This is a genomic window from Nodosilinea sp. AN01ver1, from assembly GCF_050565655.1.
Lineage (GTDB): Bacteria > Cyanobacteriota > Cyanobacteriia > Phormidesmidales > Phormidesmidaceae > Nodosilinea.
Genome location: NZ_JBNXVS010000009.1, coordinates 105,317 through 118,286, shown reverse-complemented (window position 1 = coordinate 118,286; position 12,970 = coordinate 105,317). Strand labels below are relative to the sequence as shown.

Genomic DNA, 12,970 nt, shown 5'->3' with positions numbered 1-12,970 from the left:
TTAGCCGCAGCACAGGGCCGGGCCAGGGGGATAGTCCAGGGCCGTGAGCTGGGTGGGTCGGGGGGTAGCCTGCTCCTGGGGAGTCAGCCAGTAGGTGGTCATGCTGTCGCCATTTTTGAGGCACACTGGCCCGCGAGGTTTGAGGGTGAAGTGGTCTTTGAGGTGGGCGTAGGCCAGCTCTGACACCTGAATTTTGCCAGCCTCGCCGGTCGTTTCCATAAAGCTGGCGATGTTGACGGTGTCTCCCCAAAGATCGTAGATAAATTTGCGAATGCCAATCACCCCAGCGACAACACTGCCTGAGTTAATGCCAATGCGCAGCCGGAAGGGATGGCCGTCGGGTCGCTGGAAGTCGCTGATGGTGGCCTGCATGTCTAACGCCATCTGAGCGATCGCCTGGGCGTGGTCGGGCCGGGGGCAGGGCACCCCAGCCGCCACCATATAGGCATCCCCAATGGTTTTAATTTTCTCTAGCTTGTAGATGGCGGCCAGCTCGTCGAAGCGAGAAAACATTTGGTTGAGCAAGTGCACCAGTTCGCAGGGGGCAAGCTGAGCCGCCACGGGGCTAAAGCCCACGATATCGGCAAACAAAATCGTGACGGCGTCAAACTGATCGGCGATCGCCTGCTCCCGTTCTTTGAGGCGCTGGGCAATTTGAAAAGGCAGCACGTTAGTCAGCAGCTCCTCGGAACGCTGGCGCTGACGGCGGAGTTCGACTTCAACCTGCTGACGTTCTTTAATTTCGGCCTGGAGCTGCTGATTTTGAGCCTCTAGCTGCTGCTGCTGTCGCCGCAGGGCCAGCTGATGCTTCACCCGCAGCAGTACCTCGTAGGCCATAAAGGGTTTGACGATGTAGTCGGCGGCCCCCAGGCCAAAGGCCTGCTCTTTTTCAGTTTCGGCATCACGGGCGGTCAGAAAAATAATTGGGATACTCTGAGTACCCGCGCTCACCTTGAGCTGACGGCAAACCTCAAAACCATCCATCGTAGGCATGGTGATGTCGAGCAAGATTAGGTCTGGGGGAGCCAGCGCAATGGCATTGAGAGCTAGAGCACCGCTAATGGCCTTGCGACAGCGGTAGCCCTCAGCTTCCAGAATGGTAGACAAGACCCGCAGGTTGTCGGGGATATCGTCTACCAACAAGATGTCTGCATCTTTAAAGTCTGTATCCTGATGGCGAGGGGGTACAGCGGTGGTCATAGGTTCGATCGGCTACAGGGAAAGCGTTGAGGAGGAAACAGCGGTCAGGTCAATGATCACATCGAGGCGAAAATCGTTGACTAAACGATTTAACCGCTGCGCTAGAGCGTCTTGTTCGGGGGAAAGCTGGGCGATGAGCTGGCGCACGCGGCGGTCGTCAGCGGCCTGGGCAGCCTGGTGAACCTGGCTGAGCCAGTCGGGGGTAAGCAAATTAAAGTCAGCCTCGGTGAGGGGGCAATGGTCTTTAATTGAGCTTTGTCCACTGTAGTCAGGCGAGGCCGCCGTCGCTCTCTGGAAGCGGTCTTCGCCTGTCGAGTCGTCGTCTGGCCGCAACTCAGCGGTGTACTGGTAAGCAAGATTGAGGCTACGGCCAATGTGCTCAAGCAGCACCTGACGCTGCAGGGGTTTTGGCAGCACCGCATCACAGCCCGCCGTAATGCATTCTGAGCGCTGCTCCTCAAAGACACTGGCGGTCACCGCAATAATCGCAGTGGTAGCACCCCCGGGTAGCTGGCGAATTTGACGCGCTACGGCATAGCCGTCAAGCACAGGCATGCGCATATCAAGGCAGATCAGGTGAGGTTGCCACGATTGCCACAGGGCAATAGCCTCTTCACCCTGGCTGGCTTCGCGCACCTCAAACCCGGCCCCCTCAAGCCAGTGGCGAATTAGCAGTCGGCTCTCAGCCACGTCGTCAGCGACTAGAATGCGGGGAGTGGGCTGGTGCGGAGCCAGGTGGAGAATGTCGTGGTCTAGCTGCGCCAGGCGAGCGGCGACGGCCTCCGAGGTCTGGTCTTTGACCATCACGGCCATACCCACAGGCAAACTGACCGTAAAGGTCGAACCTACTCCTGGCCGACTCGTCACGGTGATGTCGCCCCCCATCAGCTGGGCAAAGTTGTAGCTGAGCGAGAGTCCTAAACCAGTGCCTTCAGCGGATCGTCGCCCTGACTGCGTTTGGTGAAAGGGCTGAAACAGGTGGGCAATTTCTTCTGAGTTAATGCCTACGCCTGTATCTTGCACCTCAATGCTGAGTCGGTAGGGCTGAACCGAATCGCTCAGGTTCTGATACAGGCGCGATCGCACCACAACGCTGCCCTGGTGCGTAAATTTGATCGCGTTGCCAATCAGGTTGATTAAAATCTGCCGCAGCTTGCTCTCGTCGGCCCACAGCTGGTAAGGCAGCGGCGGTGGCACCACGACTAGCTGAATTCCTTTGGCCTCGGCCTTGAGCTGCAGCAGATCATCTACGGCCTGCAGCAGCTGGTGCAGATCAAAGGCCTCATTGTTAAGGGTGATTTTGTTGGCCTCAATTTTGGCCAGCGACAGCACATTGTTGACCAGCCCCAGCAGGTGGTTGCCGCTGCGGTTGACAATGGCAATTAGGTCGCGGTGGGCCGCATCTAAACTGTCGTCGTCGTGCAGAATTTGGGTAAAGCCCAGAATGGCGTTGAGGGGAGTCCGCAGTTCGTGGCTCATGCTGGCTAAAAAGTCGCTCTTTGCCTGGCTGGCGGCGTCGGCAGCGCGCTTGGCCACCGCTAGCGCCTGGGCCTGCTGCTGGGTTTGCCGCAGCAGGTCGGCCTGTTGTACAGCTGTACCCAGGTGAGTACCAACCTGAAGCACCATTTTGACTTCGTTGCGGGCCCAGGTTCGTGGGTAGTGGTGGGCATAGACGCCCAACAGCCCCCAGAGCTGATGGCCCGCAAAAATAGGCACAATCACGTAGGCGCGCACCTGCCAGCGCTCCAAGAACTCCAGGTAACAGGTGTTAAACCCTTCGGTGTAAATGTCGTTGACGCGGTGGTAGGTGCGGTCATGGCGATAGGTTTCTGCCTGGGTTTCCTGCAGATAGGTGTCTTCAAGCAGCAGGTAGCCGTCGTCAAACCCGCCGTTTTGCAGCTGGCGAGCGCCGCAGTCATCCTGGTCAATGAGGCGGTCGACTGTCGCCGTCGCCAGTGTGGAGGGGGCGGTGGGGTCGGTGAGCGCTTCGGCCACGACGGTACCGCTCCAGTCAGGGTTAAAGCGGTAGATCCAGACGCGCTCGCAGCCGAGCGCCTGCTGCAATTCTTCGGTAGTAGCGGCAAAAATAGCCTCTAGATCGAGGGTTTGGCGCATGCGCTGCACGATTTGCATGACCGCTTTTTCGCGGTTGGCCACGGCTCGTACGGCTACCTCGGCCTGCTTTTGCATCGTGATGTCGCTACAGGTACACACCACCCGTTCGACCTGCCCCGCCTCATTGAGCTGCGGGTCAACGTTTACCAGCAGCCAGCGCGGCGGATCGGCCTCGGCAGCACTGACCCCAATTACCACATCCCCCAGGGGTGCTTTTTGGGCGATCGCCTGCTGCACCGGCAGCTCCGCCGCCAAAAAAGGTGTGCCGTTCTCCTTTTGGATGTAGCCAGCCTGACCAAATACCAGAGGATAGCTCTTGCCCTCGGGCAGGTGCAGCAGCAGCTGAGCCGCCTGGTTATAGATTAAAATTTCGGCTTTGGCGTTGAGCAGCAGCGCCCCAACTCCCATGTCACGAATCAAGGCCCGAAAGCGTTGTTCGCTATCGACCAGAGCCATTTCCTGCATGCGCTGCTGAGTCAGGCGTCGGTTAATTCGCAGCCCAATTAGGGCAATGAGCAAAATTACGGCAGCTCCAAGCCCTACCGCCAGGGCCAGCCACGGAGCCTCTAAATCGGGCAGCGCTCCCACGCCTGTCAAGTTGTTGGTCAGATCATTGGTCAGGTCGTTGATTGCATCGCTGGGCTGAAAGGCTGTGGCAGCCATAGCGGTATAGTGCAGGCCGCCAATAGCGGTGCCCAAGATTGGTACTGCTAACATAGCAAACCAGGGCTGCCCCTGCCTGGGAGCATGCGGCGGCCAAAGGTTGAGCACCAGCGCCGCCGTTGAGGCGACCATTGCTATGACTACAGAGAGGGCGACTAGAGGCCAGTGGTAGCTGAGGTGAGCCGGTACTTCCATCGCCGCCATGCCGATGTAATGCATCCAGGCGATCGCCAAACCCATCACCAAACTGCCAGCAACTAGCCGAAGCCGATTTAAGACGGGCCGACTGACGAGTGCTAGCGCCACACTAGCCGCTAGCACTGCACCCACCAGCGATAGGCCGGTCATCAACAGGTCGTAGGTTACCGGCATAGGCAGCTCAAGCGCCAGCATACCGATAAAGTGAGTAGCCCAAATGCCCGTACCCATTGCCAGCCCACCGCCCAGCAGCCAGAGCCACTGGTAGCGTTCTATGCTCAAAATCTGCCGCCCCAAACTTAGGGTGGTAAACGACGCTAGTACTGCAACACCTAAGGACAAGCCGACTAAGCCAGCATTGTAGTGACCGACTACCGCGTAGGCCATTGTGATAGTTTCAACCAAAAACTTAAAACTGGTTTGAGATGCACCCTTAGCTTTCCCGATAACGTGCCTCTCTCACCAGCAATTAGTATCAGAGCGCACAATCTTATCAAAACTGCATTACTTCTATAAAAGTAGCGTCAAAGCGTTAGCCCAACCGGGCTAAAAGTCCCCATTATCTAATACCAAGACTTTGTTTTTTAACAAACTCGTTCGCTAAGTATTAGTTACAAGATTACCGCTTAGATATCGGGATATTTTTTCAGGATAGATGCCCTGCTTAAGTCCTATCTTGCACCCATCTTGAGGAAAGCAATTTTAAGACTAAATGTCTCCTGTCTTTAGATGGATGTGTTAACTGAGCATTGCTACTATCAGCAGCAATTTCACATGCGCTCTAGCACTTGAATACCCAGCAGTGATAGGCCCAGTTTAAGCGTTTTAGCGGTGAGATCGCAGAGCAGTAGACGGGAGGTGCGCTGAGGATCTGTCGCTTGAAGCACCGGGCAGCGATCGTAGAACTGATTAAACTTTTGGCTGAGCTCAAATAGATACTGGCAGAGACGGTTAGGATAGAGATCTTGCGCCACTTCCTCTACCACCTGATCGAGCTGAAGTAGGTGCCGAGCGAGGGCAAACTCACTGTCATCTTCGAGATGAATGCGGGCTTCGGCGGGCAGGTGATCAAAGTCAATGTCGCCCTTGCGGCTGATGCCCTGCACCCGCACGTAGGCGTAGAGCATGTAGGGGGCGGTATTGCCCTGGAGGGCCAGCATTTTATCAAAGCTAAAAATATAGTTGCTGGTGCGGTTTTGGCTCAGGTCGGCGTACTTTACCGCACCCAGACCGACGGCGGCGGCGACGTTTTGAATGAAGGCCTCGGTCTCTTGCCGTTCCTCAGCCTGAATGCGGGTTTCGAGGTCAGCGCGGGCGCGGCTGACCGCCTCATCGAGCAGATCTTTGAGCCGGATGGTTTCGCCAGAGCGAGTCTTGAATTTTTTGCCATCTTCGCCCTGCACCACGCCAAAGGGCACGTGGGTAAGCTCAACGTCACTGGGAATCCAGTCGGCCTTGGCCGCCACTTGAAACACCTGGGCAAAGTGGTTGCCCTGCCCGGCATCAACCACGTAGAGCACTCGATCGGCCCCGTCTTGCTGAGTGCGGTAGCGGATAGCGGCCAGGTCGGTGGTGGCGTAGTTGTAGCCGCCGTCAGTTTTTTGAATAATCAGCGGCAGCGGGTCACCCTCTTTGTTGGTGAAGCCATCGACAAAGACGACCTTGGCCCCCTGATCTTCGACCAGGAGCCCCTGGGCATCTAAGTCCTTGACAACGTCAGCCAGAAGGGGGTTGTAGAACGATTCGCCGCGCTCTTGAATGTCGATATCGAGGCGATCGTAGAGTTTTTGAAATTCCTTGCGCGACTGCTCGCAGAGGGCTTTCCAGGCTTTGATGGCGATGTCTTCACCCGATTGCAGATCAACGACGGCTTCACGCGATCGCGTCTTGAACGCATCGTCTTCGTCAAAGCGTTTTTTGGCCTGCTTGTAAAAAGCGACCAAATCGCCAATATCGACCGATGAGTCTGCCGTTAGCGCCTCGGGGCAGACTTCTTTCAAGTGGGTAATCAGCATGCCAAACTGCGTGCCCCAGTCGCCAACGTGGTTGATGCGCAGCACGTCGTGGCCCATAAACTCCTGCACCCGAGCGATGGAGTCGCCAATGATGGTCGATCGCAGGTGGCCCACGTGCATTTCTTTGGCGATATTGGGGCTAGAGAAATCGACGATTACCTTTTGGGGCTGCTCGGCAGGGGCCACCCCCAGGCGCGGGTCGGCCTGCATAGCTCTGAGCTGATCTTCCAGGTACTGGGTTTTGAAGCGCAGGTTGATGAAACCCGGCCCCGCAATTTCGGGCGGCTCACAGAGATCGCTAACATCGAGTTTTTCGACAATTTGGGCGGCGATATCGCGGGGTTTTTGCTTTAAGGGCTTGGCCAGCGACATGGCCAAATTGGCCTGGTAGTCGCCAAACTTAGGGTTAGTGGTGGGCACCAGCATGGGGTCGGTACCGGCCAGCTCTGGGCCAAAGGCCGCGACCAAGGCCTGGTCAAACCGAGCCGTAAGTTGTGCAAGTGTAGACTTCATGTATGTTTCCCTTAACCCCTGCCTGAGAAATCGGTTTGCTGCTGCCGTAGGGTGGGCACCGCCCACCAATCCATCTTCGCTACTGCGGGACTTGACCTATGACGGATTCTCATCCATTGCTCACGGCTGGCGCGATCGCAGCCCTACCCGAAGCTGTCTTTGTTCACCCTCTCAATCCTAAGGCAATCCGCCACAGCAGGTCGCTGGGGGACGAGACCGGATTGCACCACCTGGGCATTCACCTGGTGCGGGTCGAGCCAGGTCACGACTCGACCCAGTATCACGTCCACCAGGCCGAGGAAGAGTTTATCTATATTCTCTCAGGACGGGGGCTGGCGGCGATCGGGGCAGACACCGTTGAGGTCGGCCCTGGCGACTTTATGGGCTTTGCCCCCGGCGGGCTGGCCCACAGTCTCAGCAACCCGTTTGCCGAAGACCTGGTGTACCTGGTGGGCGGCATGCGATTAGATTTTGACATCTGCGACTACCCCCAGGTCAACACCCGCCTGTACCGCCGAGGACTGCAGCGCGATTATGTGGATCTGGACGAATGAGCCAGGTTTATCACCGCTTTCTCGGGGTTGATCTGGGCTGGCAGAGCGGCCCTACAGGCCTATGCGGACTGCATCTAGAAGGGGATTCGATGCGGCTGGTCGCGCTCGATCGCCTCCAGTCTACCGCCGACATTCTCGCCTGGATTGCTCACTGGGCTGAAGGTGCTGCCAGTGCCGTCGTCGCCGTCGATGCCCCCACGATCATTCCCAACCAAACCGGCATGCGCCTGCCCGATCGCCTGGCCCACAAATATTTTGGCCGCTACGACGCTGGCTGCTATCCGGCCAATCGGGGTCGCCCCTTTGCCGAAAAGCTGATTGCCTTTGGCCTGGCGCTCGAATCCCTGGGCTTTCAGCACCAGCCCCACAGCACCCCCAAACCCCAGGGCCGATTTCAGCTGGAGGTGTTTCCTCACCCGGCGACGGTGCACCTGTTTGGCCTGGGCAAAATTCTCAAGTACAAAAAAGGCACCCTAGCCCAACGCCGCCCTGAGCTGGAGAAACTGCGTCAGCACCAGCTCGACGTGCTGCCCACCCTGAACCCCGCTCTGGAGCTGAAGGCCGCTGACCTGCCTGAGATCCCGCTTACAGGGGCGGCGATGAAGGCGGTAGAAGACCAGCTCGATGCCCTCACCTGCGCCTATGCAGCGGCCCACTGGTGGACCTGGGGGTTGGAGCGAAACTGGGTGCTGGGCGATCGCGCTGAGGGCTACATCGTAGTGCCTGCTCCAATTCCTCCTTCGCCTCAACCCGCTACACTAAAGCCAAGATCACCCTGAATTCGCCCACCCTGCCCATGCCATCGCCTTTGAATATTGACGACTTTTTGCAAGGCTCTGGTCCAATTTTGGATGTGCGCAGTCCGGGGGAGTACGAGCATGGGCATATTCCCGGCGCAGTGAGCTTTCCCCTGTTTACTGATGAAGAACGGGCCAACGTGGGCACCCACTACAAACAGGTAGGGCGAGAGGCCGCCGTCGAGCTGGGCTTTGACATTGCTGGCCCCAAGTGCGGTGAGTTTGTGCGGGCAGCTAAGGCTTTGGCTCCAGATCGTCACCTGCGAATCCACTGCTGGCGCGGCGGCATGCGCAGCGGCGGCATGGGCTGGATTTTAGAACTGGCGGGGTTTACAGTTCATACCCTGGCCGGGGGCTACAAGGCCTATCGCCACTGGGTACGGGATGCTCTGGCCAGCCCTAAGAAAATTATGATTTTGGGCGGTATGACCGGCAGCGGTAAAACCTTGATCTTGCAAGAACTTGCTGCTCTGGGGGAGCCAGTGCTCGACCTTGAGGCCCTGGCCAACCACCGGGGCAGCAGCTTTGGGGCGCTGCTGCTGCCGCCGCAGCCCTCTACGGAGCACTACGAGAATCTGCTAGCGGAGCAGTGGGCCACGTTACCCTCGCAGCGCTCCATCTGGCTAGAGGCCGAGAGCAGGCGGGTGGGCACCTGCCGCATTCCCAACGAGCTGTTTGCGCAAATGGAGGCGGCCCCGGCGGTGGAGGTGGTGCGATCGCTCGACGAGCGCCTCGACCTGCTGGTCGATATCTACGGCGAAGCCTCCACTGAGGAGCTAATCGAGGCCACCGAGCGGATTCGGAAGCGGCTGGGGGGCGATCGCACCCAATCCGCCATCCAGCACATCCAAGCGGGCAACCTGCGGGCCGCCTGCACCATCATCCTCGACTATTACGATCGCGCCTACCGCTATGATTTAGAACGCCGTCACCGGATTATTCCCCAGCTTGACATTACCGGCCTCTCTCCAGCCGACAGCGCCCGTCTTCTGGTCGCAAAAACTCCTCAGATCTGCCCTCAGCCAGCTCAAACCGTACCCGCTTAAACGTCACCAGCCTGGAGGTGAGTCTCGGCCTCTGTGGCAAGGCATCGTGATTAAAAACACCAGCACCAGAACTGAGCGCTGATGCTGGCGTTGCTAGTGATCTTCAACGAAGCTTAGGAATTGGGCTGAGTAGTGACGTTGGTAGCGCCATCGACACCCATAGCGATTTTTTTCGCCTGCTCTAGCACACCTTCGGCGTCGGGATTGTACTTCAGCACCACAGTGGATCCAGTTTGGGCCACCCACAGACCCACGCTGTCCGAGATGTTGGCCTGGTCGAGGGCCAGCGCGACCCGCTTGGCCAGACCGCTCTCGTCGAACTGACCGTCAATGCCCACCTTGGCAGGGTCGATGGAAGCCGTAGCAGCCGCCTGTTTGACGTTAATTTTGGGGGAGGCCTTGGCCTTTTCTTCTTCTTTTTTGCCAAACAGCTTGCCTAGAAAACCCATGACATATCTCCTGTTTAATCGAACCAGTTTCTGGATTAGGTAGGCTAGCGCTGGTAGGAGCGTTAGAGCTTTACCAGTGGCCGTAGCCATACCAAGTTGGAACCTACCAGGGAATCGTAAAGAATCGATAAAGAAGCAGCAAGGGCCGCTGGATATAGTTGTCCACTCAACCAGTGGAGATATTTGCCCTGGCCGTGGGGCAGGGGTTTTGGGCCAGAAGCTTTGGGCTAAGATAGAACACTGGCAACATCATTGCCGCCCCCTCAGACGCTTCCGTTCGGCGTTAAGTAGTTTCACCGTTTTGCCTACAGGTCTGCCATGAGCAAGGGTACGCTGTTCGACAAAGTTTGGGATTTACACACCGTTGGTACCCTGCCCTCGGGGCAGACTCAGCTCTTTATTGGGCTGCACCTGGTGCACGAGGTTACCAGCCCCCAGGCCTTTGCCATGGTGCGCGAGCGTCAGCTCCAGGTGATGTACCCCCAGCGCACCGTGGCGACGGTTGACCATATTGTGCCGACTGAAAGCCAGGCCCGTCCCTTTGCCGACCCCCTGGCCGAGGCGATGATGCAGGCGCTCGAACAAAACTGCAAAGAGCACGGCATTCGCTTTTACAACATTGGGTCCGGCAGTCAGGGCATCGTTCATGTGATTGCCCCCGAGCAGGGGCTGACCCAGCCGGGCATGACGATCGCCTGCGGCGACAGCCACACCTCTACCCACGGGGCATTTGGCGCGATCGCGTTTGGCATTGGCACCAGCCAGGTGCGCGACGTGCTGGCCTCCCAAACCCTGGCTCTGGGCAAACTCAAGGTGCGCCGCATTGAGGTCAACGGGGTACTCCAGCCTGGGGTCTACGCCAAAGACGTCATTCTGCACATCATTCGCACTCTAGGCGTCAAAGGCGGCGTCGGCTACGCCTACGAGTTTGCCGGTACCGCCATTGAAGCGATGTCGATGGAAGAGCGCATGACCCTCTGCAATATGGCGATCGAGGGCGGTGCTCGCTGCGGCTACGTCAACCCCGATCAAATCACCTACGACTATCTCAAGGGACGCGATTTTGCCCCCCAGGGCGCGGCGTGGGACGAGGCCGTAGCCTGGTGGCAAACCCTGCGCAGCGACGCCGACGCCAACTATGACGATGTGGTTGTGTTCAGCGCCGCCGATATTGGCCCCACCGTAACCTGGGGCATTACCCCCGGACAGGGCATTGCCATTCACGAAACTCTGCCACTGCCTGAGAGCCTGCCTGACGAAGAGCAGGTGCTGGCCCAAGACGCCTTTGCCTATATGGATCTCACCCCTGGTCAAAGCTTGAAGGGCACCGCCATTGACGTGTGCTTCATTGGCAGCTGCACCAACGGGCGAATCAGCGACCTGCGCGAGGCCGCCAAAGTCGTGCAGGGCCACACCGTAGCCCAGGGGGTAAAAGCCTTTGTGGTGCCCGGTTCCGAACGGGTAAAGCAGCAGGCTGAGGCTGAGGGGCTAGACCAGGTCTTTACCGCTGCAGGCTTTGAATGGCGGGAGGCAGGGTGCTCCATGTGCCTGGCCATGAACCCTGACAAGCTCCAGGGGCGACAGATCAGCGCTTCCTCGTCAAACCGCAACTTTAAGGGCAGGCAGGGGTCTGCCTCGGGTCGCACTCTGCTCATGAGCCCAGCGATGGTGGCCGCCGCCGCCTTGGCAGGCCAGGTGACCGATGTGCGCGACTACCTGTCACAGTCCCAGGCCTATGCTCGTTGATGCTGGGGAAGTGCCGGGAAACGTATTGCAGATAGCTAAAACCATCGCGGCTGGTGCGGCAGATCACAAACGTTAATAAACTATTTCCCTGGGCTTAACCTAATCTGCGGAGTTTCTTAATTTAAGCCGTTGAAGATGGGGCTGGGGACCCTGCTGCCATAGAGCGCCAAAATTTATCCGGTCTAGATGACTTGGGTACTGACTATGGCCGCGATCGCCCTACAGGTGATCTTTGAACGGCTCAATTGACCGTTGTGATTTCTGTGGACTAGCAGTTTACCCCGGCGAACTCTAGGTATCCCCGTGTCTGTAACCGCAACTTCCGCTGCCCGCGATGCTGCTATCGACCCTCGCAACCATCAGACTTTTATTCACCTCCTAGAGCAGCTGTACCGTGAGCGTGCCCTGGTACCCTATGCAGCAGGGCGGCCCATGCCACTAGGTCCCAACGAAATCCTGGTTATTTGTCGGGGCATTGTTCAACTCTTCACCATCCAGCAAGACGGCAGCGAGACCCTGCTCGGTTTGGCCGGGCCGTCTATGCCCGTGGGACTGCCCCTGACCACCGTTGACCCCTACTGGGCTACCGCCCTGACCGACGTTGACGTGCTCTCGCTGCCAATGGCCGAAATTGAAGGGTCATCGGTGCTGATGGCGGGCATGTTTCGCAATATCACGCTGCGGATGCAGCAGGCCGAGGCGTGGCTGGCGCTCTCGGGCAAGCGCCTGGTAGCCGATCGCCTCAAGCACTTTCTGCTCATGCTGGCCCAGGACTTTGGCCATGTTGAACCCAGCGGAATTCGCATTCCGATGCGGCTAACCCACCACCAGCTGGCCACCGCCATTGGCACCACTCGCGTCACCGTCACCCGCCTGCTCAAAGACTTCAAAGCCGAGGGCTGGCTGACAATTGACCAGCGCCAAATGGTGCTTCAGCTCGATCCTCAGTTTCCGGCCAACCAGTTACTCAACCCCATTGCCCGGCGCTAGGCCGACAGATGGCTAGCAGCGGCCAGGGCGATCGCAGCCGGATAAATGCGGTGCTCCTGCACCTGAATGCGAGCTTGGAGGGTGGCTGGGGTGTCGGTCGGCTCCACCGGCACTGCCGCCTGCATAATCACCGGGCCGCTATCCACCGCTAGCTCAACCTGGTGCACCGTGCAGCCTGCCACCTTGACCGCCGCCGCCAGCGCCTGCTCTACAGCCCGCAGCCCCGGAAAACTGGGCAGTAGACTGGGATGAATATTGAGCACCTGATTCGCAAACGCGTCAATCAGTACCGCCGTTACGCAGCGCATCCAGCCCGCCATAATCACCCAGTCTACGTTGTGGGCCAGGAGCGTTTGCACAATATCGTGGTCAAGGGCTTCGCGGCTGGGGTAGTGGCGATGGTTGAGCAATACCGCCGGTAGCCCCAGTCGGGCGGCGCGCTCGACTACTCCAGCACCAGGATTGTTGTACACAACCACGCCAATTTGAGCGTGCAGTTCGCCGCGCTCGATCGAGTGGGCGATCGCCTCCAGGTTGCTGCCATTGCCCGAGGCCATGACACCCAACCTGAGCGGCTGCTCAAACCGGGGCCAAACCGTGGGTAGGGACGGCGAAATTAGAGCTGAGGCAGTCTCCAGCATAGGGTCAGAAAAGAGTGAAATTGGGGACTATCATATGACAACA

The 12,970-nt window shown here is 58.3% G+C and carries 10 protein-coding genes; 5 read left to right on the top strand and 5 right to left on the bottom strand.

From position 1 onward, the window contains the following. The 3 genes from ACQ4N7_RS10125 to argS form a co-directional block, all read right to left on the bottom strand. On the bottom strand, window positions 1-1,200 hold the full coding sequence (locus ACQ4N7_RS10125) for an adenylate/guanylate cyclase domain-containing protein (RefSeq protein ID WP_430711484.1): 1,200 nt from the start codon (window positions 1,198-1,200) through the stop codon (window positions 1-3). Between the two features lie 12 nt (window positions 1,201-1,212). Continuing rightward, window positions 1,213-4,563, bottom strand: coding sequence for an MHYT domain-containing protein (locus ACQ4N7_RS10120; RefSeq protein WP_430711483.1), 3,351 nt, complete (start codon window positions 4,561-4,563; stop codon window positions 1,213-1,215). A 383-nt stretch (window positions 4,564-4,946) separates the two neighbouring features. Beyond that, the gene (gene argS, locus ACQ4N7_RS10115; RefSeq protein ID WP_430711482.1) at window positions 4,947-6,704 is read right to left on the bottom strand and encodes an arginine--tRNA ligase; all 1,758 of its coding nucleotides are present in this window, start codon (window positions 6,702-6,704) and stop codon (window positions 4,947-4,949) included. 98 nt (window positions 6,705-6,802) lie between these two features. On the opposite strand from argS, the gene ACQ4N7_RS10110 reads away from it, so the two are divergent. Genes ACQ4N7_RS10110 through mnmH form a run of 3 tightly spaced genes read left to right on the top strand, consistent with a single transcriptional unit; the run spans window position 6,803 to window position 9,101 of the window. Continuing rightward, the gene (locus tag ACQ4N7_RS10110; RefSeq protein WP_430711481.1) at window positions 6,803-7,258 is read left to right on the top strand and encodes a cupin domain-containing protein; all 456 of its coding nucleotides are present in this window, start codon (window positions 6,803-6,805) and stop codon (window positions 7,256-7,258) included. Next, entirely contained in the window at window positions 7,255-8,037 is a 783-nt protein-coding gene (locus ACQ4N7_RS10105; RefSeq protein ID WP_430711480.1) for a DUF429 domain-containing protein, read from the top strand. Before ACQ4N7_RS10110 ends, ACQ4N7_RS10105 begins: the two co-directional genes overlap by 4 nt. A gap of 17 nt (window positions 8,038-8,054) precedes the next feature. Beyond that, window positions 8,055-9,101 (top strand): tRNA 2-selenouridine(34) synthase MnmH, encoded by a 1,047-nt coding sequence (mnmH, locus tag ACQ4N7_RS10100; protein WP_430711479.1) that lies wholly within the window; start codon window positions 8,055-8,057, stop codon window positions 9,099-9,101. A gap of 113 nt (window positions 9,102-9,214) precedes the next feature. Here the strand turns inward: mnmH and ACQ4N7_RS10095 are convergent, their stop codons facing one another. Then, window positions 9,215-9,550 carry a hypothetical protein gene (locus tag ACQ4N7_RS10095; RefSeq protein ID WP_430711478.1) on the bottom strand — a complete coding sequence of 112 codons (336 nt, stop codon included), beginning with the start codon at window positions 9,548-9,550 and terminating at the stop codon, window positions 9,215-9,217. Between the two features lie 318 nt (window positions 9,551-9,868). Between ACQ4N7_RS10095 and leuC the strand changes: the two genes are divergently transcribed. Together leuC and ACQ4N7_RS10085 are read left to right on the top strand one after the other, a co-directional pair. Further along, window positions 9,869-11,296 (top strand): 3-isopropylmalate dehydratase large subunit, encoded by a 1,428-nt coding sequence (gene leuC / locus ACQ4N7_RS10090; RefSeq protein WP_430711477.1) that lies wholly within the window; start codon window positions 9,869-9,871, stop codon window positions 11,294-11,296. A gap of 303 nt (window positions 11,297-11,599) precedes the next feature. Then, the gene (locus ACQ4N7_RS10085) at window positions 11,600-12,286 is read left to right on the top strand and encodes a Crp/Fnr family transcriptional regulator (protein ID WP_430711476.1); all 687 of its coding nucleotides are present in this window, start codon (window positions 11,600-11,602) and stop codon (window positions 12,284-12,286) included. Here ACQ4N7_RS10085 and purN read toward each other — a convergent pair. Further along, the gene (purN, locus tag ACQ4N7_RS10080) at window positions 12,283-12,927 is read right to left on the bottom strand and encodes a phosphoribosylglycinamide formyltransferase (RefSeq protein ID WP_430711475.1); all 645 of its coding nucleotides are present in this window, start codon (window positions 12,925-12,927) and stop codon (window positions 12,283-12,285) included. The two genes, ACQ4N7_RS10085 and purN, sit on opposite strands and share 4 nt — an antisense overlap. Window positions 12,928-12,970: the final 43 nt, after the last annotated feature.

Excerpts from the sequence above, each read along its gene's own strand:
- ACQ4N7_RS10125 (WP_430711484.1), bottom strand. The coding sequence starts at position 1,200 with ATGACCACCGCTGTACCCCCTCGCCATCAGGATACAGACTTTAAAGAT.
- argS (WP_430711482.1), bottom strand. The coding sequence starts at position 6,704 with ATGAAGTCTACACTTGCACAACTTACGGCTCGGTTTGACCAGGCCTTG.
- ACQ4N7_RS10105 (WP_430711480.1), top strand. The coding sequence starts at position 7,255 with ATGAGCCAGGTTTATCACCGCTTTCTCGGGGTTGATCTGGGCTGGCAG.
- leuC (WP_430711477.1), top strand. The coding sequence starts at position 9,869 with ATGAGCAAGGGTACGCTGTTCGACAAAGTTTGGGATTTACACACCGTT.
- ACQ4N7_RS10095 (WP_430711478.1), bottom strand. The coding sequence starts at position 9,550 with ATGGGTTTTCTAGGCAAGCTGTTTGGCAAAAAAGAAGAAGAAAAGGCC.
- mnmH (WP_430711479.1), top strand. The coding sequence starts at position 8,055 with ATGCCATCGCCTTTGAATATTGACGACTTTTTGCAAGGCTCTGGTCCA.
- ACQ4N7_RS10120 (WP_430711483.1), bottom strand. The coding sequence starts at position 4,563 with ATGGCCTACGCGGTAGTCGGTCACTACAATGCTGGCTTAGTCGGCTTG.
- ACQ4N7_RS10110 (WP_430711481.1), top strand. The coding sequence starts at position 6,803 with ATGACGGATTCTCATCCATTGCTCACGGCTGGCGCGATCGCAGCCCTA.
- purN (WP_430711475.1), bottom strand. The coding sequence starts at position 12,927 with ATGCTGGAGACTGCCTCAGCTCTAATTTCGCCGTCCCTACCCACGGTT.